This is a genomic window from Xanthomonas sp. NCPPB 3174 (assembly GCF_056725205.1).
Window position 1 is genome coordinate 1,500,869 of the sequence record NZ_CM161517.1, and the last position, 20,575, is coordinate 1,521,443.

A 20,575-nucleotide genomic window follows, 5' to 3' on the forward strand; every position below is an offset into this window, starting at 1 on the left:
ATGAACAGGTTCTTCGCTCCGCGCATTCTATCGACCGACGCCGCCCGGCGCCGCAGGGTGCCGGCGTGACCCGTCCGTTGCCGATCATCCACGCCGTGCGCGAGCGCAGCGAATCGGCCGCCGAGCGCCGGGTCGAGGAACTGGACCTGGAGTTCAGCAACGGCGAACGCCGCGTGTTCCACCGGCTCAAGGCCCCCGGCCACGGCGCGGTGGTGGTGGTGCCGATGCTGGATGCGCAGACCGTGCTGCTGGTGCGCGAATACGCCGCTGGCGTGCACCGCTACGAGTTGGGCCTGGTCAAGGGCCGCATCGACGCCGGCGAGACCCCGCTGCAGGCGGCCGACCGCGAACTCAAGGAGGAGGCAGGCTACGGCGCGCGGCAATTGCGCATGCTGCGCGCGATGACCCTGGCGCCGACCTACATGAGTCACCAGTCGTGGCTGGTGCTGGCGCAAGATCTCTATCCCGAACGACTAGCCGGCGACGAGCCGGAGGAATTGGAAGTGGTGCCCTGGAAACTGGCTGAACTGGATCAACTGATGTTGCGTGAAGATTTTTCCGAGGGGCGTTCGCTGGCGGCGCTGTTCATTGCCCGCGAGTGGCTGGGTCGCGCCGAATGATCCGTCTCACCAGTGATTTGCGCGAAACCGTGATCGCCATCGCCATCGATGCCGCCGCGGCGATCATGTCCGTCTACGCCACCGGCTTCGAGGTGGAGCACAAGGCCGATACCAGTCCGTTGACCCAGGCCGACCTGGCGGCGCACCAGATCATCGTCGAAGGCCTGGAACGGCTGACTCCGGACCTGCCGGTGCTGTCCGAGGAATCGGCGCAGATTCCGTGGGAAGTACGCGAGCACTGGACCACCTATTGGCTGGTCGACCCACTCGACGGCACCCGCGAGTTCGTCAAGCGCAACGGCGAATTCAGCGTCAACATCGCGCTGATCCACCAGGGCGCGCCGGTGTTCGGCGTGGTCCAGGCGCCGGTGGACGGCCGCGTCTGGCACGCGGTGCGTGGCGAGCAGGCGTACCGCCGCGAAGGCTTTCGCGATACCGCGTTGAACACCCGGCGGCCGGCCACCGCGCCGTTGCGGGTGGCGGCGAGCCGCTCGCACCGCGATGCGCGCACCGACGCGCTGCTGCAACGCATGGGCGAGATCGAACTGGTCGCGCAGGGCTCCTCGCTGAAGTTCTGCCGCATCGCCGACGGCGACCTGGACGTCTACCCGCGCTTCGGCCCGACCTCCGAGTGGGACACCGCCGCCGGGCAGTGCGTGCTGCAGGCCGCCGGCGGCGCGCTGCTGGCCGCCGCGACCGGCAAGCCGTTCCGCTACAACCGCCGCGAATCGCTGCTCAACGGCGACTTCGTGGCGCTGGGCGATGCGGCGCTGCCCTGGCGCGACTGGCTGGGCTGAGCCGCGCCGCGAGCGCGCGCCGCACGGCGCGCGCTCTGCCACACTAGGCGGTGGCGGCAGCGGTGCCGTCGCACCGGAACCCGCCCGTGACCCCCACTCGCTACGATCTTCCCGCCCTGCTCGACATCATGGCGCGCCTGCGCGATCCCGCGCAGGGGTGTCCCTGGGACCTGGAGCAGGATTTCGCCAGCATCGCCGCGTACACGATCGAGGAGGCCTACGAAGTGGCCGACGCGATCGACCGCCAGGACCTGGCCGGATTGAAGGACGAGCTCGGCGATCTGCTGCTGCAGGTGGTGTTCCATGCGCAGATGGCACGCGAGCAGGGCGCGTTCGGCTTCGACGACGTGGTCGCGGCGATCTGCGACAAGATGGTGCGCCGCCATCCGCACGTGTTCGGCGACAGCCAGGTGGCCGATGCCGAGCAGCAGACGCTGAAGTGGGAAGAGATCAAGCGCGCCGAGCGTGCCGCCGCCGGCGAGCGCGATGCCTCGGCGCTGGCCGGCATCGCGCGCGGCCTGCCCGAATGGCAGCGCGCGCTGAAGCTGCAGTCGCGCGCGGCGCGGGTCGGCTTCGACTGGCCCGGCCCCGCGCCGGTGCTGGACAAGGTGCAGGAAGAGCTGGAGGAAGTGCGCGCGGAACTGGCGCATGGCGCCGCAGTCGATCCGGCACGCCTGCAGGACGAGATCGGCGACCTGCTGTTCGTCTGCGCCAACCTGGCGCGGCATGCCAAGGTCGATGTCGGTGCGGCGCTGCGCCACGCCAACCTCAAGTTCGAGCGTCGCTTCCGCGCGGTGGAACGGCTGGCGCAGCAGGACGGCGGCGCGCTCGACGGCCTGTCGCTGGTGCAGCAGGAGGCGTACTGGCAGCGCGCCAAGGACGAAGAGCGCGCCGCGGCCGGATGAAGACCCTGCTGCTGTTCGTGCTGACCGCCATCGCGGAAATCGTCGGCTGCTACCTGCCTTATCTGTGGCTGCGCGAACAGCGCAGCGCCTGGCTGCTGTTGCCCGCCGCGGGCAGCCTGGCGGCCTTCGTCTGGCTGCTGACCGTGCATCCCGCCGCCAGCGGCCGCGTCTATGCCGCCTACGGCGGCGTCTATGTCGCGGTCGCGTTGCTGTGGCTGTGGACGGTGCAGGGCATGCGCCCCACGCGCTGGGACCTGCTCGGCGCCGGTCTGTGCCTGACCGGCATGGCGGTCATCATGTTCGCACCGCGACAGGGCTGAGGTCGCTCCCACGGGAGCTTGAGACGAACTTGCCGGGTGCACTGTGGGAGGGACTTCAGTCCCGACGCATTGCGTCATCGGAAAGCACGCCACGTGCGCGTCGTGGTCGCATGACACCTGCGCGTCGCATCCGTGCGCAGCGCGCCACGTCCGCGCTGCCGGCGTATGCTGGACGCCTGCGTCGCCTCGGGAGGGCCATCGCATGCGCCGCTTCGCCAATTTCCGCGAGTTCTATCCGTTCTATCTGAGCGAGCACCGCCATCCGCTGTCGCGGCGGCTGCATTTCGTCGGCAGCCTCGGCGTGCTGGCGAGCCTGCTGCTGGCGCTGGGCACCGGCCAGCCGCGTTGGCTGTGGGCCGCGCCGGTCTGCGGCTACGGCTGCGCCTGGATCGGCCATTTCGTGTTCGAGAAGAACCGTCCCGCCACCTTCAAGCACCCGCTGTACTCGCTTGCCGGCGACTGGGTGATGTTCAAGGACATGCTGCTGGGCCGCATCCGCTGGTGACCGGCGCCCGCGCCGGCGCTCGCTATACTGCGGATTCGATTTCTTTCTGGTTAATGGAGCAACCTGATGCCGTCCACGTTCTTCTTCGCGGTGGTGCTGCTGGCCGCCGGCGTGATCATTCTGTTCAAGACTGTGCGCATGGTGCCGCAGGGATTTCAGTGGACGGTGGAGCGCTTCGGCCGCTACACCCACACCCTGTCGCCCGGCCTGCATTTCCTGATTCCGGTGGTGTACGGGGTAGGCCGCAAGGTCAACATGATGGAACAGGTGCTGGACGTGCCCAGCCAGGACGTCATCACCAAGGACAACGCGGTGGTACGCGTGGACGGGGTGGTGTTCTTCCAGGTGCTGGATGCGGCCAAGGCCGCGTATGAGGTGTCGAATCTGGAGATCGCCACCATCGCGCTGGTGCAGACCAACATCCGTACCGTGATCGGCTCGATGGACCTGGACGAATCGCTGAGCCAGCGCGAGACCATCAACGCGCAGCTGCTGAACGTGGTCGACCATGCCACCAATCCGTGGGGCATCAAGGTCACCCGCATCGAAATCCGCGATATCCAGCCGCCGCGCGACCTGGTTGATGCGATGGCCCGGCAGATGAAGGCCGAGCGCGAGAAGCGCGCGCAGATCCTCGAGGCGGAGGGCTCGCGGCAGTCGGAGATCCTGCGCGCCGATGGCGAGAAGCAGGCCGCGGTGCTGGAGGCCGAAGGCCGCAAGGAGGCCGCGTTCCGCGACGCCGAGGCGCGCGAGCGCCTGGCCGAGGCCGAAGCGCGGGCGACGGCGATGGTGTCCAAGGCCATCGCCGAAGGCGACGTGCAGGCGATCAACTACTTCATTGCGCAGAAGTACGTGGAGGCGTTCAAGGAACTGGCCACGGCGCCGAACCAGAAGTTCGTGCTGATGCCGATGGAATCCAGCGGCATCATCGGCTCGATCGCCGGCATCGCCGAACTGGCGCGCGAGGCGCTGAACAAGCAGGGCACGCCGCCGGCAGTGCCGCGCGTCCCGCCGCGCAGCGGAGTCTGAGTCCATGCGTATCGAGGTGATGGCCTGGGGTGCCCTGACCTTGTTGCTGTTCGCGGCCGAAGCGCTGGCACCGGGCGCCTTCATGCTGTGGATGGGCTTCGCTGCCGCGGCGGTCTTCCTGGCCGTGCTGGTGGTTCCGGGCATGCCATTGCTGTTGCAGGTCGGTGCGTTCGTGGTGTTGAGCTTCGTCTCGATCCAGGTGTACCGCACTTGGTTCCGCAACCGCGCCCGCGCCAGCGACCAGCCGCTGTTGAACCGTCGCGCCGAGCAACTGATCGGCCGCGTGGTGACGCTCGACCAGCCGATCCAGGGTGGCCGCGGCCGCGCCAAGGTCGACGACGCCTTCTGGGTGGTCGGCGGCCCCGACCTGCCGGTCGGCAGTACGGTGCGCATCGTCGGCGTGGACGGGATGACGCTGCTGGTCCAGGCGGCTTGAAAGAGCCGGGATTGGGGATTGGGGATTGGGGATTGGTGTCGCGAGTGCGCAGCACCTCGACTTTCCCGATCTCCCCGCGTAGGAGCGGCTTCAGCCGCGACCTGGGACCGATGACGGGTCGCGGCTGAAGCCGCTCCTACGACACCGCGTGATCAAGCGGTGCCCTTCGGCTCAGGACGGCCGCTCCTGCGAATCCCCAATCCCGATTTCCTAATCCCGGCTCCTCAATCCCGACTCCCCAATCCCGGCCCCCAGCCAGCGATAATGGGGGACTTTTCTCACGGACCCGCGCCATGACCCAGAAGACCATCCTCAACGACAGCCACCGCGCCCTCGGCGCCAAGATGGTCGACTTCGGCGGCTGGGACATGCCGATCCACTACGGCTCGCAGATCGATGAGCACCACCAGGTGCGTCGCGACGCCGGCATGTTCGACGTCAGCCACATGACCGTGGTCGATCTGCACGGCGAGCAGGTCCGCGCGTTCCTGCGCCACCTGCTGGCCAATTCGGTGGACAAGCTGAAGGCGCCGGGCAAGGCGCTGTATACCTGCATGCTCAACCCGCAGGGTGGGGTGATCGACGATCTCATCGTCTATTACATGTCCGAGACGTTCTTCCGCCTGGTGGTCAACGCCGCCACCCGCGCCAAGGACCTGGCCTGGATCGGCGAGCAGGCGCAGGCCTTCGGCGTGCAGGTGCGCGAGCGCGACGACTTCGCGATGATCGCGGTGCAGGGACCGAACGCGCGCACCAAGGCGATCGGCCTGCTGCGCGAGGAAGACCGCGCCGCCGCCCAGAAGCTCGGCCGCTTCGCCGCGATCGAGGCGACCTCGATCGACGGCGTGCCGCTGTTCGTCGCGCGCACCGGCTACACCGGCGAGGACGGCTTCGAGATCGTGCTGCCGCAGCAGCAGGCGCCGGCGTTCTGGGAGGCGTTGATCGGCGCCGGAGTCAAGCCGGCCGGCCTGGGCGCGCGCGACACGCTGCGCCTTGAGGCGGGCATGAACCTGTATGGCCAGGACATGGACGACAGCGTCTCGCCTTACGAGGCCGCGCTGGCCTGGACCGTCACCCTCGACGAGGGCCGCGACTTCATCGGCCGCGCCGTGCTGGAAGCGCAGAAATCCGGCGGCGCGCCGCGGCAGATGATCGGCCTGGTCATGGACGAGAAGGGCGTGCTGCGCCACGGGCAGAAGGTGCTGACCGCGAACGGCGATGGCGAGATCCTGTCCGGTACCTTCTCGCCGACGCTGGGCAAGGCGATCGCCTTCGCGCGGGTGCCGGCCGGCGAACCGGGCGCGGTGCGCGTGGACATCCGCGGCAAGGAAGTGCCGGTGCGCGTGGTCAAGTTCCCGTTCGTGCGCGAAGGCCAGGTCCAGCCCGGCGTGCTCGGCTGAGCCCCATCCGCGCGCGACTTCTTCCCCACGCGCGCGGTTCGCTACACTAGCCTCCCATCCTCGATACCGTCTTCTTCCGGAGCAGCCCCATGAGCGAGATCCCTGGCGACCTCAAATTCCTCAAGTCCCACGAGTGGGCCCGCGTCGAGGGCAACGGTCGCGTGACCATCGGCATCTCCGACCACGCCCAGGGCCTGCTCGGCGACCTGGTCTACGTCGAGCTGCCGAACGTCGGCGATCATGTCGAAGCCGGCAACGGCGTGGCGGTGGTCGAGTCGGTCAAGGCCGCCTCGGACGTGTACAGCCCGCTGAGCGGCAAGGTGGTCGAGGTCAACACCGCGCTGAGCGACAAGCCGGAAACGATCAACGAAGACGCCTACGGCGAAGGCTGGATCCTGGTGCTGGAAGCGGACGACGCCGAGCAGTTGAACGAACTGCTCTCGCCGGACGAGTACGCCGAACTGCTCGAGGACGACGGCCACTGAGCCGACCGCCCCGTCGCGACACCCGAACCGGCCGCCCAGTGCGGCCGGTTTCTTTTTGGGCGCCACGCAGCGCCACCGTCGTCCGCCTCGGCGCCACCCTCCTCGCATGGCCGTTGCGACAACCCGTGTCGCTGGCGTCGTGGCGTGCGTTGATGCGAAGACGGCGTGAGGTTGTCGCCGGGCTGCACCGCGAGCGCAGCGTGGTTGCCGCGCGTGGCGGCATCCGATGCATGCGCCCGCACGCCGGGCGCCGCCGGTTTTCCGACGCGGCGCAGGTGCGGTGCGGTGTGGGGCGCGAGGAACAGGCAGCGGCGACGCGGCATGCGTCGCGCACGTCGTCGCAGCGCGCCGGAGCGGTGCGTGCCGGCGCCAGCCGGCGACCTGTGCGATCCGTGTCGGTCGATGCACGCGCGCGAAGCTGTCGGTGGCGGCATGGCGTGGAGGTGGGCGAGGTGGTCGCCTGCGTTTTGGCGTGGCGACGACGTGAGTGCAGGTCGCGTCGCAGTGGCGCGATGCGCCTCGTCGCGGCGACGCCTAGCGCGACGCATCGCGTGCGTCGCGACCGGCGCACGACGCAAAAAAGTTTGCGCACTTTTGCGCATTTGCACTTGTGCGATGCCGGAACCGCACGCGGTCGCGAAATTTTTTTTCAGCTAGCGGACAGCCTGGCGTGTGCTCCCGCGATTGCTGCCGACGCGTCGTCGCTGCCTGTCCGCAATGCGATGGCGGCGTCATGTCGTTACAGAAAACACGGAAATTTCCCTGCTTTTTTTGCGCGCGCCGTTTTCTTTGTGGTGCCGGCATCGGCGATCGGCGGCGTCGGCAAGGCGGTTGGCGCGGCATGCGGCGGTCGTGGCGCGCGCGCCAGCGAAAAAAAAATTGCGCGGAAGTGTTGACAGTAAAAAAAACCGTGATTAGGTTTCGCCCAGCAGACGTTGCTGCGCAAGCGAGTGAATCGGATCGACATCAAAACGCGAAGCACAACTTGGACATCCGCCAGGAACCCGAAGATGGTGGAGTTGGAGTCGCTTCCCTCCGAGAAACGCAACGTCTCCCCTGGCATCGCACCCGTATCGCTATCCGGTACGGGTGTTTCTGTATCCGATCCGGCCCGCAGCGCGCGCCGGCGGTTCCCGCAGGCGGAGCATCGCCGCGAGGTTGCTTTAACTGGGCATTTTCAATCCATAGTTCACTGACGAGGAGCCATCCCATGGCCACGAAAAAAGCTGCGAAAAAGCCGGCCGCTAAGAAGGCGGTCAAGAAGACTGCCGCCAAGAAGCCGGCAGCGAAGAAGGTTTCGGTAAAGAAGGCGGTCAAGAAGGTCGCCAAGAAGGTGGCCAAGAAGGTCGCCAAGGTGAAGAAGGCGGTCAAGAAGGCCGTTGCCAAGAAGGCAGTGAAGAAGACGGCGAAGAAGGCCGCCACCAAGAAGACCGCGAAGAAGGCCGTCGCCAAGAAGGCCGTAAAGAAGACCGCAAAGAAGGCTGCGACCAAGAAGACCGCTGCCAAGAAGACGGTGAAGAAGTCGGCTGCCAAGAAGCCGGCCGCGAAGAAGGCAACTGCGAAGAAGGCCACCGCCAAGAAGACCGTGGCGAAGAAGAAGCCGGCCGCTCGCAAGAAGAAGGCCGCTCCGGTCGCGCTGCCGGCCACGCCCGCGCCGCTGATCTGATCCATCCCGATCGCTGTTCCTAGACTCTCTCCCCGGTGCCCAGCGGGGAGGGAGTTTTTTATGTGCGGCGTCCCGCCACGCGCGAACGCAGCGCGCCTCTCTGCTTGACGATGCCGATGGCGTTCGTCGTCTCCATCCTCGAAGACTGCTCGCTGCGTCCAGCGTGCCAGGTCGCGACGTGCACATCGTGCCGGTGTGTCTCTCGCCACTGACTGGCGGCTGCCCGCGACGCCGCCTGTTTCCAACCCACGTCGACTGTCCTCTTTGCCCCGACCGTCAGGTCGGCACCCAGGGATCTGCCTGTGTGTCTCGCATTGGAGCCGCCGGGACCACCGCTCCGCGATCGGGTGCCTGCGGCGATGGCCGCGCATCCATCCGGTCTTCCCGACTGCGTTTGTCGCCCTGCCGATCACGCGCGCAGCACCCCTTGCCCGACGATCCACACCGCATCGCTGTCTCCGCGCATTGCGTGGGCCGTAGGGAATTTCGGATCACCTGCTTGGCCCCACTCGAGCCGGCTGCCGCATGCGCCGTAGGAGCGGCTTCAGCCGCGACGGGCTTTACCCGGACTGCGCGTCGCGGCTGACCCCGAAAAGGGGACAAGAGCCGCTCCTACAGGATCTGTCTTGCCCTGCAGGTGCGGCTGCGTGCTGCCCAGCGCTCTTGTGCGACAGCGCGTCGCGTTGCCAGCACGCCAGTCCCGGCGTGCGGCGACGTGTCCACCGGGAGATCGTGGACGGCGGCGAGAACGCGCGCTGCGCGCCTTGTGCGCGATCCGTGGACGCGACGGTGCGCGCCATCGGCGGGCGCTCGGAGCGTGCGCTGCCGTCGGGGCGAGGTGGGCGCTGAATTCCCTTGTGGCGTCAGCTCGGCCATTGCGGCGGCACTCGGGCGAGGCGATCGCGCCGCCGCATCGTCACGCGGTCGCAACCGCGACAGGGCTGCATCGCCGCGACAGGTCAGCGGGACTGCACACGCGGCGCAAGTCAGCGCCGCAGACAGCAGAAAGGCGGCTTGCGCCGCCTTCTGCGAGGGTGCTGCTCGGAGACCGCGCTCAGTGCGGCGAGGCCACCGACTTGGACGAGGACGCGCCCTTCTTGTCCTTCGGGTCCGGACGCTCGGCCATCAGGTTGTCGCTGCCGAAGTCGGTGTCCACGTCCAGCCAGCGCTGCGCGGGCAGGCCGATGGCGCGGTCGAGCACGGTCGGCAGCAGGCCCGAGGGCAGGCCGCTTTCGCCGTTCCACAGGATCGCCACGGCGAAGTCGCGTTCCGGCACCAGCGCGATCAGGCCGCGGTAGCCCTGCACCGCGCCGGCGTGGAAGATCACCTGGTGGCCGGAGTAGTCGAACACGCGCCAGCCCAGCGCGTAGCTGGCCGAGTTGACGCGGGCGCGGCGCCAGCCCGAGCGCATCTCGCCCGGGGTGAGGATCAGCGGCGCGTGCAGGGTCGCCAGCAACGGCTCCGGCAGCACGTCCGGGCGATGCCCGGTCTGCGCGATCAGCCACTGCGCCATGTCGCTGATGCTGGCATTGACGCCGGCGGCGGGCGCCAGGCGGTAGTAGGTCGGCTTGGGCGTCAGCGAGACCCAGCCGTTGCGGCTGCGCACGTGCGGGCGCGCCCAGCGCGGGCTGGCCTGGATGCCGGCCAGGCCCATGCTGGCGTCGTTCATGCCCAGCGGCTTGAAGATGCGCCGTTCCACCGACTGCTCGTAGAAGCTGCCGGACGCGGCGAACACCACATCGCCGATCAGGCTGAAGGCGACGTTCTGGTAGGCGTAGCACTCGCCCGGCGCGCACTTCAGTGGCGCATAGGCCAGCTTGTGGCTGAGCGTGTAGTAGTCGAGGTTGGATTCGACGTCGCGGTCGTAGGCGTTGTAGGTCAGGCCGACGCGGTGGCTGAGCAGGTCGGCGACATTCAACTGGCGCGTGGCCACCGGATCGCTGAGCTGGAAGCCCGGCACGTAGTCGACGACCTTGCTGTCCCAGCGCAGGGTGCCGTCGGTGACCAGCAGGCCGGCCATGGTGCCGGCGAAGGCCTTGGACAGCGAGGCCAGGCGGAACACGGTGTGCGCATCGACCGGCTCCGGGCGGTTGACGTCGGTGACGCCGTAGCCGCGCGCGCTGAGCACCTGGCCGTTGTGCACGATGGCCATGGCCAGGCCCGGCACGCGCTCGCCGTAGGTCAGCTGTTCGGCGGCCGACTCCAGCGCGGCCACGTCGAAGTCCCTGGCCAGCGGCAGCACCTGGCTCTGGGTCAGCGAGGCGCGGTAGGGCAGCGGCTGGGTCGGCGAGGTGTAGCGCGTGGCTTCGGTGTGCAGCGGCGGCGGCAGCGGTTGTGCGGGCGCCGGCGTCTGTGCGGTGGAGGACATCGCAAAGGGCAACAATGCCCCGAGCAACCCGGTTGCCACCGGTCGAAGGAGCCGGTGCCTGCTGTTCTGTGTCATTGCGCCTGAGGCCTGTGAGGTGCTGCCGGCAACGATTCTAGCGCCGGATTTCTCGAATGCACAAACTGGGAGAAGATGAATAGGCATCGCCTTGATCCTGCTGGGGATTTCCCGCGTCGAGCGGGGGTGTGCAGGCCTGCCGGCGGAGCGGTGGCGGGGACTGCGGCGGATGCCCACGGACATGCAATCGCCGTGCCGCGCACGGCTGCTTCAGCCCCTCTCCCCCCGGGAGAGGGGTTGGGGTGAGGGTAGGTCGCGCAGCAGCGGATCTACCGCCGCGATACTCGTGCGCTCGCCCCTCCGCGCAGCGTCGCGCATCCCCCGCAACCGCCGCCTCACCCCTCCCGCAGCACAGCCCGCCCACGGATCAGATCCGCAGCACGCTCGGCGATCATCATCGTCGGCCCGTTGGTATTGCCGCTGACCAGGCGCGGCATCACCGAAGCGTCGACCACGCGCAGGCCGTCGAGGCCGCGCAGGCGCAGTTGCGGGTCGACCACCGCCTGCGCGTCGCTGCCCATCCGGCAGGTGCCGATCGGGTGATAGATGGTTTCGGCCTTGGCGCGGATGAAGGCGACCAGCCCGGCCTCGTCCAGGTCCTCGCGTGCCGGCAGCAGCGGCGCGCCGCGCCATGCATCGAACGCCGGCTGCCGCAGGATGTGCCGCGCCAGTCGCGCGCATTCCACCAGCATGCGCAGGTCGAAGCCGTCGGGATCGCTGAGGTAGTTGGCCTGGATCCGCGCCGGCGTGCGCGGGTCGGCGTCGTTGAGCGCGATGCGGCCACGGCTGCGCGGCTGCAGGTGGCAGGCGTGCAGGGTGAAACCGTCGCCGGGCAGGCGATTGCGGCCGTGGTCGTCGAGCATGGCCGGTACGAAGTGCAACTGGATGTCGGCACGCGCGTCCGGTGCCAGCGGCGAGCGGATGAAGCCGCCGGCCTCGGCGATGTTGCTGCTGCCGGCGCCGCGGTGCCCGCGCAGGAAATAATCGAAGGCGATCTTGGCCTGGTTGCGGCGGTCGTAGCTGATGCCGGGGCGGGTGCGGTACAGCGTGCACACGTCCAGGTGATCCTGCAGGTTGGCGCCGACCTGCGGCTGGTCGAGCTGCACCGCGATGCCGTGGCGGCGCAGCGCATCGGCCGGGCCGATGCCCGAGAGCATCAGCAGCTGCGGCGAGTTCACCGCGCCGGCGCTGAGCAGCACCTCGCGCGCGGCGCGCGCCTTTACCTCGCGGCCGTCCTGCGCATAGGCGACGCCGACCACGCGTCCGCCCTCGATCAACAGGCGCAGCACCAGCGCGTCGGTGACCACCTGCAGGTTCTCCCGCGCGCGCGCCGGCGCCAGGTAGGCGACTGCGGCCGAACAGCGTGCACCGTCCTTCTGGGTGACCTGGTACAGCCCCACGCCTTGTTGCTGCGGGCCGTTGAAATCGGGGTTGTGCGGGAAGCCCGCTTCCTGCGCGGCGGCGACGAACACGTCCGAGAGCGGGTTGTGGTAGCGCAGGTCGGAGACGTGCAGCGGGCCGTCGCCGCCGTGCAGCGCATCGCCGCCGCGGCTGTTGCATTCGCTGCGGCGGAAGTAGGGCAGCACGCCGCGCCAGTCCCAGCCGTCGGCGCCATCGGCCGACCAATCGTCGTAGTCGGCGGGCACGCCGCGCACGTAGCACATCGCGTTGATCGAGCTGGAGCCGCCCAGCACCTTGCCGCGCGGCCACCATAGGCGGCGGTCGTTCAAGGCCGGCTCGGCCTCGGTCAGGTAGTTCCAGTTGATGCGGCGGTTGGTGGCCAGGCGCGCCAGGCCCGCGGGCATGTGGATGAAGGGATTGCGGTCGCGTGGCCCGGCCTCGATCAGCAGCACCTTGCAGTCGCGGTCCTCGCTCAGGCGGTTGGCGAGCACGCAGCCGGCCGAGCCTGCGCCGATGATGATGTAGTCGTACACCCGCGGTGTCCCCTGAGTTCCTGGCGCCGACGCTAGTCGCCGAGGATAGAGCATATGCTCGGCGCGGCCGCCGCCGGACACGAGGCGCGTATGGCGCGGGCTGCGGATCGCGCACGCGCTGGCGGTGTTGCGGTGCATCAGCTACCGTGCGCGTTTTCCGCCCCCCGAAAATCGCCATGTCCCGTTTTTGCGCCAGGGTCCGCCGCCAATGAGCGCCACCCCGCATGCCCCCGGCGCGCTGGCGCGGCTGCGCGGCGCCCTACGCGATTCGCCGCCGCTGGCGTGGGCGTTCCTGTACTTCTTCTCGCTGCTCAGCGGCTACTACGTGCTGCGGCCGGTGCGCGAGGCGATGGGCGCCTCCGCCGACGTGGCCGCGGTGTTCCCGCCAGCGATGATCGCGTTCTTCGCGGCGCACGGCATGCCGCTGAAGGAGTTCGCGCTGCAGGTGCTGTTCACCTGCACCTTCCTGATCATGCTGTTGCTGCAGCCGATCTACGGCGCGCTGGTCAGCCGCTATCCGCGGCGGGTGTTCCTGCCGGTGGTGTACGGTTTCTTCATCGCCACGCTGTTGCTGTTCTACGTGCTGTTCGACAGCGGCGTGCCCGGGCGCGGCATGGCCTTCTTCCTGTGGATCTCGGTGTTCAACCTGTTCGCGGTGGCGGTGTTCTGGAGCTTCATGGCCGATGTCTTCAGCAACGCCGAAGCGCGCGCCTGCTACGGCTACATCGGCGCCGCCGGCACGCTCGGCGCGTTCCTGGGGCCGGTGATCGCCAGCAGCCTGGTCGAGCGTGTCGGCATCGCCAACCTGATGCTGGTGTCGGCCGGCTTCCTGGTGGTCAGTGTGGTGTGCCTGCTGCGCCTGCGGCTGTGGGCGGTCGCCCGCGAACGCGAGCGCGGCGTGGTCGGCGGCGAGGCGCCGATGGGCGGCGACGTGCTGGCCGGGCTGAAGCTGATCGCGCGCGAACCGCTGTTGCGCTGGCTGGCGCTGATGTCGGTGTTCGGCGTGGGCGTGGGCACCCTGCTGTACAACGAGCAGGCGGCGATCGTGCGCCGCCTGTACACCGATGCGGCGGCCAGTACCGCCTTCTACGCCAACATCGACCTGGCGGTGAACGCGGTGACCCTGGTGATGCAGTTGCTGGTCACCCGCGCGCTGCTGTCGCGCTTCGGCATCGGACCGGCGCTGCTGATCCCCGGCTGCGCGATCCTGCTCGGCTATTCGGTGCTGGCGGTGTCGCCGCTGCCGATGCTGGTGGCCGTGGTGCAGGTGGTGACCCGCGCCGGCGAGTTCTCCCTGGCCAAGCCGGCGCGCGAGACCCTGTACACCCGGGTCGGCCGCGAATGGCGCTACAAGGCCGGCGCGGCGATCGATACGGTGATCTACCGTGGCAGCGACCTCAGCTTCGCCTGGCTGTACAAGCTGCTGTCGGGGTTCGGCTCGCAGGTGGTGTTCGTCGCGGGCCTGCTGGCCGCCTCCGGCATGACCCTGGGCGCGTGGCGGCTGCTGCGCGAGGCGGCCAAGCTACCGCCGGAACGCACGCCGCCGCCGCGCTGAGCCGTCGCCGCGCGGCCGAGGACTGGCCGCCCATCGGCACGCTGGCTATGCTGGCGCCCTGTCTCCTGTGCCGGATAGCACGATGATCCTGTTGGCTTCGATCCTGGTCGGTGCGGTCGCGCTGCTGCACCTGTACATCCTGGTGCTGGAAATGGTCCTGTGGACGCGTCCGCTGGGCATGAAGGTGTTCCGCAACAGCCCGGAGAAGGCCCAGGCCACGCGCGTGCTGGCGGCCAACCAGGGGCTGTACAACGGCTTCCTCGCCGCCGGCCTGGCCTGGGGCCTGGTCGCGCAGCGGGTCGACGTGATGCTGTTCTTCCTCGGCTGCGTGGTCGTGGCCGGCCTGTATGGCGGCTGGAGCGTCAGCCGCCGCATCGTGTTCGTGCAGGCGCTGCCGGCGGCGCTGGCGATCGCGACGGTGCTGCTGGCGTACTGAGACGCACCCGCGCTGCAGACACGCAGCGCAGCGGTCAGGCGGTGCTCGGCGTGCGTGGCGACACCCACATGGCGATGCGCGCGACGCACACCACTTGCCCGCGCGTATCGCGGATCTCCACGCTGACCGGCAGGTCGTAGCCGCGCTCGGCGGCGACGATCGCCACGTCCGGCGTGGCCACCGCATGCATCGGACCCACCGCCTTGCTGCGGTATTCCACCTGCATGCCCTTGGGAATCCAGCGCATCGATGGCGGCAGGCTGGCGTCGACCATGAGGCCGCCAGCCAGTTCCGCCAGGTTGCACAGGGCGATCGCATGTACGGTGCCGATGTGGTTGCTGACGCGCCGCCGGTGCGCGATGCGCGCCTCGCAACGGCCCGGTTCCAGGACGGTGATGCGCGGGGCGATGCTGGCGAAGTAGGGCGCCTTGAAACACACCGCGCGCGCGAACAGCCAGGAGCCGGCCGGCCAGCGTTGCATGCGGCGATAGAGCGAAAGCAGGTGGCTCATGGCTGTCTCCTCAAACGCACGACGGCGGACCGAAGTCCGCCGTCGTGGGTGTCGCATGACCAGAAGGATCAGGCCGCTTCGCGCGAATGCCCGTCATCGGCCGCGGCCGCTGCGCGCTGGTAGTAGCTGGCAGAGCGCAGTTCGTCGGTATCGAAGTCGTCGACGCTGATCGTGTCCATGGTGATCTCGCGCAACTCCTCCAGCTGACGGCGCTCGTCGGCCGACAGCACGCCTTGGCGCACCGCCTCGTCCAGCTGCGAGGCGAAGTCCAGCGCCTCGATGCCCTTGCTCTTGAGCGCCTTCAGGAACTTGCGCTCCACCGGCTCGGCGAGCACCGCCTTGGTCAGATAGCTGGCGATGCGGCCGCCGGGGTTGTTCTCGCACGGGGTCAGGAACACGCCCTGGCCCAGGCGATCACGGGCTTCGTTGGGGGTCATCAGCAGTGCGGCGACGCGATGGCCCAGGCGGTCGCCCGGCGCCTCGGCACGGCGGCCCCACGGGAAGATCAGTGCCCACATCAACCAGCCGACCGGACGGATCGGGAAGTTGCGCAGCGCGGCCGACAGCGCCAGCTCGATCTTGTGCACGCTGTCGTGGAAGGCCCAGGCCAGCAGCGGTTGATCGGTGGCCGGCGCGCCGTCGTCGTGGTAGCGCTTGAGCATGGCGCTGGTCATGTAGATGTGGCTCAGCACGTCGCCCAGGCGCCCGGACAGCGACTCCTTGAACTTCAGCTTGCCGCCGAGCATCAGCATCGACACGTCGGCCATCAGCGCCAAGTTCGCCGAGTAGCGGTCCAGCTTGCGGAAGTAGCGGCGGGTGTAGGCATCGCCCGGCGCGGCGCCGATGCGTGCGGCGGTCAGGCCGAACCACAGCGAACGCACCGCGTTGGAGATGGCGAAGCCGATGTGGCCGAACAGGTTGCGGTCGAACTCGTCGACGCCGGCCTTGTGGTCCGGATTGCCGGCGGCCTTCATCTCCTTCATCACCCACGGATGGCACAGGATCGCGCCCTGGCCGAAGATCAGCAGGCTGCGGGTCATGATGTTGGCGCCTTCCACGGTGATCGCGATCGGCGCGGCCTGCCAGCTGCGGCCGGCGAAGTTGCGCGGGCCGAGGATGATGCCCTTGCCGCCGACCACGTCCATCACGTCGCTGATGACCTCGCGGCTCATCGTGGTGCAGTGGTACTTGGCGATCGCCGACGGCACCGACGGCACGTCGCCACGGTCCACCGCCGCAGCGGTGGCCTGCGACAGCGCACTGATCGCATAGGCCTTGCCGCCGATGCGCGCCAGCGCCTCTTCCACGCCTTCGAAGCGGCCGACCGACAGGCCGAACTGCTTGCGGATGCGCGCATACGCGCCGGTGACGACCGCGCCGAACTTGGCGCCGCCGCTGGCGGTGGAGGGCAGGGTGATCGAACGGCCCACGGCCAGGCACTCGTTGAGCATGTTCCAGCCCTTGCCGACCATCTCCACGCCGCCGATCAACTGGCTCAGCGGGATGAACACCTCGCGGCCATGGATCGGGCCGTTCTGGAACGGCGAGTTCAGCGGGAAGTGGCGGCGACCGATCTCGACCCCCGAGGTCTCGCGCGGCAACAGCGCCAGGGTGATGCCGATGTCCTTGGTGTCGCCGATCAGGCCGTCCGGGTCGTACATGCGGAACGCCAGGCCGACCAGGGTCGCCACCGGGGCCAGGGTGATGTAGCGCTTGTCGAAGGTCAGCTTGACGCCGAGCACGTTGGCGCCGTTCCACTCGCCCTTGCAGACGATGCCGTAGTCGGGGATCGAGGTGGCATCGGAGCCGGCGAACGGACCGGTCAGGCCGAAGCAGGGCACTTCCTGGCCCACCGCCAGGCGCGGCAGGTAGTAGTCCTTCTGCTCCTTGGAGCCGTAGTGCAGCAGCAGTTCGCCCGGGCCCAGCGAGTTGGGCACGCCGACGGTGGAGCTGACCACGCTCGACACCGAAGCGATCTTCTGGATCACCTTGTGGTGGGCCAGCGCGGAGAAGCCGAGGCCGCCGTATTCCTTCGGAATGATCATGCCGAAGAACTTGTTCTTCTTGATGAAGCTCCACAGTTCCGGCGGCAGGTCGGCGTGGACGTGGGTGATGTCCCAGTCGTTGGTCATCCGGCACAGTTCTTCCACCGGGCCATCGAGGAAGGCCTGCTCTTCGGCGGTCAGCTGCGGCTTGGGATAGTTCAGCAGCTTCTGCCAGTCCGGATCGCCGGTGAACAGCTCGCCTTCGAAGCCGACCGAGCCGGTTTCCAGGGCGATGCGCTCGGTCTGCGACAGCGGCGGCAGCACCTTGCGGAACACCTTCAGCATCGGCGCGGTGAGCAGCGGCTTGCGCACGAACGGCAACAGCAGCGGCACCGCGACCACCGCCAGCACGACGGCCGCGACGATGGTGGCGACGTGGTTGGCGCCGAGCAGCCAGCACGCGACCAGCAGCGTGGCGCTCAACGCGGCCCAGACGGCGAGCCGCATGCGGTGATAGGCGGCGAACGCGCCGGCCAGCAACAACACGAGGAAGGGGGCAATGATGCTCATGGGCGTGCTCCGGGGAGGTACTCGGTGACGGCGGACGGTGCGCCGGCGCAGGCCGGTGGCAGGGCGTCCAGGTAGTGCAACACAGTGGCGGTAAATGCGGCGTTGTCGTCGCCGGCCAGCATATGCGTGGCCTCGGGCAGATGCGCATGCTGCGCATGCGGCACCAGCGACAGGAATTCTTCGATGGTCTGCGGCGTGACCAGGTCGCTGCGGCCGCCGCTGATCAGCAGCAGCGGACACCGCACGTGCGCGGCGGCCTGCGCGATCGCGCCCTGGTGCTGGTCGCTGTCGCGCGCCAGCTCTTCGACCAGGCGCGGATCCCAGTGCCAGTACCAGCGGCCATCGGCGTGCTGGCGCAGGACGCTGCGCAACGCCTCGGGCGACTTGCGCGCGCGCTGCGGCAGGTAGGCGGCGATCGCGTCGCCGGCGTCGTCCAGGCTGGCGAAGCCCTGCGGGTGCGCGGTCATGAAGGCGAGGATGCGCTCGACCCCGGCCGGCTGCCAGCGCGGGGTGATATCCACCAGCACCATCGCGCGGAACAGGCCCGGCCAGCGCGACTCGGCGATCAGCCCGAACAGTCCGCCCATCGACGCGGCGACCAGCACCGGCGGTGGCGACATCTCGCCGGCGACCACGATCAGGTCGTCGGTGAACTGCTCGCCGCGATAGGGCAGGTCCGCCGGGTTGCGCGCGGAATCGCCATGGCCGCGGGCGTCGTAGGCGACGCTGCGGTACCCATGCGCCTGCAGCGCCGCGGCGGTTGCCGACCACGCGTGCCGGGTCTGGCCGAAGCCATGCGCGAATAGCACCGAGCCGGCCTCGCCGGGACCGGTAACGGTCGCAGCCAGCGCCAGCTCGCCAGCGCCCGAGAGGGTGGCCGGGACGGCATGCGCGACAGTGGCGGAAGCAGAAACCATACGAGATAGTATGGTCGCCCGGCGCGGCATGTCAATACGATGCAGTATGGGTGCGAAAAGCCAATGCTGCCGGGCGTTTGCGCCCACCGCGCGAAGGCCACATACTGCAACCGACGTCCCCGTATGGTTAAATCCACGGATGAATACCGCGCCCGCTTCTTCCTCCGACGACGGCGCCGCTTCCGGCGGTGGCCGCAACAACCGGCTCAGTGCCGAAGACTGGGCGCAGGCCGCCCTGGACTTGATCGCCGAACAGGGCGTGAGCGCGGTGGCGGTGGAGCCGCTGGCGCGGCGCCTTGGCGTCACCAAGGGCAGCTTCTACTGGCATTTCCCCTCGCGCGATGCGCTGCTGCAGGCCGCGCTGGAGCGCTGGGAACTGGTCGAGCAGCAACAGGTGTTCGGCAGCCTGGAAGAAGTGCCGGATCCGCGCACGCGGCTGCGCGCGCTGTTCCAACTGGTCGCGCACGAGGTCAAGCCGCACGTCATCTACAGCGAGCTGCTGAAGGCGCTCGACCATCCCGCGGTGCGGCCGGTGATCGACCGGGTCTCGCAGCGGCGCATGGAGTACCTGATCGCCTCGTTCCGCCAGGCCGGGCTCAGCCGCACCGACGCCCAGCATCGCGCACGCCTGGCCTATGCCGCCTATGTCGGCTTCCTGCAGCTGTCGTTGCAACTGCACCAGCCCAAGCAGGCGCGCGAGGACTTCGAGGCCTACGTCGAACACGTCATCGTGACCTTGATTCCCGGCTGATGGCGCAGGTGTCGGCCGCTGCCGAGGCGCTGGAAGCCGTGCAGCGGCACGTGGCCGACGGCGACTACCGCGCGGCCGATGCGCTGTGCGAGCGGGCCCTGGACGCGGCGCCTGCCGATCTGGCGTTGCGCCGCGCGCATGCGATGCTGCTGATGGACAGCGGCGCGTTCGCGCGCGCCGCCCAGGCTTGGGCGCTGGTGTCCGCCGCCGAGCCCAGCGTGGAGGCATGGAGCCGCAGCGCGATCTGCCTGGCCCGGCTCGGCGAGCATGCGCAGGCGCTGCCTGCGTTCGAACATGCCCTGCAGTTGGCCGCCGACGCGTTCCTGGTGCGGTTGTGGTACGCCGAAAGCCTCGATGCGCTGGGCCGCCACGACGACGCGCTGCCGATGTACTTTGCGGCAGTGCGCACGGCGCAGGCCAAGGGACGCTGGCTCGATCAGGACACGACCGCGCCCGAGTTGCGGGCGCGCGTGGTCGCTGCGATGCGGCGGATCGATCAGGGGCGGCACGCGGTGTTCGTCGCCGCGATCCAGCCGTTGCTCGATCGTTTCGGCGAGGCCGCGTTGCGCAGGGTGATGGCGGCATTGCGCATCTATCTCGGGCTGCAGCCACGGCCGGCGGACGATGGCCAGCATCCGACCTTCCTGTACATCCCGGAGCTGGACCCGTCGCCCTATCTGGGCGCCGCGCGGTTCCCCTGGTACGACCACTTGCAGGACGCTGCCGCCGGGATCGTCGAAGAGGCGCACCAGGTGCTGGCGTCGCGGCAGTCGGTGCAACCGTTCCTGGATTTCAGCAATGGCGCGTCGCCGCAGGACTATCTCGTCGGCCAGCGGGGCGACGGCGCCTGGGATGCCTATTTCTTCTTCCGGCACGGGCAAGCCTACCCGGAGAACCTGCAGCGCTGCCCGCGCACGGCAGCCGCGTTGGCGCAGGTGCCGCTGACCCGGATCGAGGGGCATGCGCCGGAAGTGTTGTTCTCGATCCTGGCGCCCGGCACCACGATCAAGCCGCATTACGGCGTGACCAACGCGCGCGTCGTGACCCACTTGCCCTTGATCGTGCCGCCGGACTGCGCGCTCGAAGTCGCCGGCATTGCCCATGCCTGGGAGGTCGGTCGCCTGGTGACGTTCAACGACACCTGCCTGCACCAGGCCTGGAACCACAGCGACCGGGTACGGGTGGTGACGATCCTGGACACCTGGCACCCGGATCTGGACGAGGCCGAGACGCTGGCGCTGCGGCAACTGGTGGAGACGATCGGCGCGTTCAATCTGCGCGCCGGCGTCTGAGCCGCGCCTGCCGCGACC

General features: G+C 68.9%; 20 protein-coding genes. 15 read left to right on the forward strand and 5 right to left on the reverse strand.

The annotated features are described in order from the left end of the window. Positions 1-65 precede the first annotated feature (65 nt). The 11 genes from nudE (at position 66) to AC1PK7_RS06665 (ending at position 8,163) form a co-directional block, all read left to right on the forward strand. Positions 66-620, forward strand: coding sequence for an ADP compounds hydrolase NudE (gene nudE / locus AC1PK7_RS06615; RefSeq protein WP_481100259.1), 555 nt, complete (start codon positions 66-68; stop codon positions 618-620). Further along, positions 617-1,417 carry a 3'(2'),5'-bisphosphate nucleotidase CysQ gene (gene cysQ / locus AC1PK7_RS06620; protein ID WP_017912917.1) on the forward strand — a complete coding sequence of 267 codons (801 nt, stop codon included), beginning with the start codon at positions 617-619 and terminating at the stop codon, positions 1,415-1,417. The genes nudE and cysQ overlap by 4 nt, the downstream gene beginning before the upstream one ends. A 128-nt stretch (positions 1,418-1,545) precedes the next feature. Beyond that, complete coding sequence (gene mazG, locus AC1PK7_RS06625) at positions 1,546-2,322, forward strand: nucleoside triphosphate pyrophosphohydrolase (RefSeq protein ID WP_481100852.1); 777 nt, start codon at positions 1,546-1,548, stop codon at positions 2,320-2,322. Next, positions 2,319-2,642, forward strand: coding sequence for a YnfA family protein (locus tag AC1PK7_RS06630; RefSeq protein WP_481100260.1), 324 nt, complete (start codon positions 2,319-2,321; stop codon positions 2,640-2,642). The genes mazG and AC1PK7_RS06630 overlap by 4 nt, the downstream gene beginning before the upstream one ends. 202 nt (positions 2,643-2,844) lie before the next feature. Beyond that, entirely contained in the window at positions 2,845-3,147 is a 303-nt protein-coding gene (locus AC1PK7_RS06635) for an Mpo1-like protein (protein ID WP_481100261.1), read from the forward strand. A 66-nt stretch (positions 3,148-3,213) separates the two neighbouring features. Then, entirely contained in the window at positions 3,214-4,176 is a 963-nt protein-coding gene (locus AC1PK7_RS06640) for an SPFH domain-containing protein (RefSeq protein ID WP_010343188.1), read from the forward strand. Between the two features lie 4 nt (positions 4,177-4,180). After that, positions 4,181-4,612: an NfeD family protein gene (locus AC1PK7_RS06645; RefSeq protein ID WP_481100262.1), complete on the forward strand. Its 432-nt coding sequence runs from the start codon at positions 4,181-4,183 to the stop codon at positions 4,610-4,612. Between the two features lie 293 nt (positions 4,613-4,905). After that, a complete protein-coding gene (gene gcvT, locus AC1PK7_RS06650) occupies positions 4,906-6,012 on the forward strand; it encodes a glycine cleavage system aminomethyltransferase GcvT (RefSeq protein ID WP_481100263.1) in 1,107 nt (368 codons plus the stop codon). Positions 6,013-6,101: 89 nt separating this feature from the next. After that, entirely contained in the window at positions 6,102-6,497 is a 396-nt protein-coding gene (gene gcvH / locus AC1PK7_RS06655; protein ID WP_017910465.1) for a glycine cleavage system protein GcvH, read from the forward strand. A 512-nt stretch (positions 6,498-7,009) separates the two neighbouring features. Beyond that, complete coding sequence (locus AC1PK7_RS06660) at positions 7,010-7,393, forward strand: hypothetical protein (protein WP_481100264.1); 384 nt, start codon at positions 7,010-7,012, stop codon at positions 7,391-7,393. Between the two features lie 314 nt (positions 7,394-7,707). Beyond that, complete coding sequence (locus AC1PK7_RS06665; protein ID WP_010344200.1) at positions 7,708-8,163, forward strand: hypothetical protein; 456 nt, start codon at positions 7,708-7,710, stop codon at positions 8,161-8,163. 1,054 nt (positions 8,164-9,217) lie between these two features. On the opposite strand, the gene AC1PK7_RS06670 is transcribed toward AC1PK7_RS06665, so the two are convergent. Together AC1PK7_RS06670 and AC1PK7_RS06675 are read right to left on the reverse strand one after the other, a co-directional pair. Beyond that, entirely contained in the window at positions 9,218-10,606 is a 1,389-nt protein-coding gene (locus tag AC1PK7_RS06670; protein WP_010344199.1) for a serine hydrolase domain-containing protein, read from the reverse strand. A gap of 335 nt (positions 10,607-10,941) precedes the next feature. Then, positions 10,942-12,540 (reverse strand): GMC family oxidoreductase, encoded by a 1,599-nt coding sequence (locus AC1PK7_RS06675; RefSeq protein WP_420009329.1) that lies wholly within the window; start codon positions 12,538-12,540, stop codon positions 10,942-10,944. Positions 12,541-12,748: 208 nt separating this feature from the next. Between AC1PK7_RS06675 and AC1PK7_RS06680 the strand changes: the two genes are divergently transcribed. Beyond that, entirely contained in the window at positions 12,749-14,095 is a 1,347-nt protein-coding gene (locus tag AC1PK7_RS06680) for an NTP/NDP exchange transporter (protein WP_209244179.1), read from the forward strand. Positions 14,096-14,177: 82 nt separating this feature from the next. Beyond that, positions 14,178-14,531 carry a DUF1304 domain-containing protein gene (locus AC1PK7_RS06685; RefSeq protein ID WP_481100265.1) on the forward strand — a complete coding sequence of 118 codons (354 nt, stop codon included), beginning with the start codon at positions 14,178-14,180 and terminating at the stop codon, positions 14,529-14,531. Between the two features lie 34 nt (positions 14,532-14,565). On the opposite strand, the gene AC1PK7_RS06690 is transcribed toward AC1PK7_RS06685, so the two are convergent. From AC1PK7_RS06690 to AC1PK7_RS06700, 3 genes are all read right to left on the reverse strand, one after another. Beyond that, entirely contained in the window at positions 14,566-15,042 is a 477-nt protein-coding gene (locus tag AC1PK7_RS06690; protein WP_481100266.1) for a hotdog fold domain-containing protein, read from the reverse strand. A 68-nt stretch (positions 15,043-15,110) separates the two neighbouring features. Then, positions 15,111-17,597: an acyl-CoA dehydrogenase gene (locus AC1PK7_RS06695; RefSeq protein ID WP_481100267.1), complete on the reverse strand. Its 2,487-nt coding sequence runs from the start codon at positions 17,595-17,597 to the stop codon at positions 15,111-15,113. Next, entirely contained in the window at positions 17,594-18,514 is a 921-nt protein-coding gene (locus AC1PK7_RS06700; RefSeq protein ID WP_481100268.1) for an alpha/beta fold hydrolase, read from the reverse strand. Before AC1PK7_RS06700 ends, AC1PK7_RS06695 begins: the two co-directional genes overlap by 4 nt. Positions 18,515-18,653: 139 nt before the next feature. Here AC1PK7_RS06700 and AC1PK7_RS06705 point away from each other — a divergent pair, with 139 nt between their 5' ends. Then, on the forward strand, positions 18,654-19,265 hold the full coding sequence (locus tag AC1PK7_RS06705; protein WP_010344192.1) for a TetR/AcrR family transcriptional regulator: 612 nt from the start codon (positions 18,654-18,656) through the stop codon (positions 19,263-19,265). Then, positions 19,265-20,557: an aspartyl/asparaginyl beta-hydroxylase domain-containing protein gene (locus AC1PK7_RS06710; RefSeq protein ID WP_481100269.1), complete on the forward strand. Its 1,293-nt coding sequence runs from the start codon at positions 19,265-19,267 to the stop codon at positions 20,555-20,557. Before AC1PK7_RS06705 ends, AC1PK7_RS06710 begins: the two co-directional genes overlap by 1 nt. The last annotated feature ends 18 nt before the right edge of the window (positions 20,558-20,575 follow it).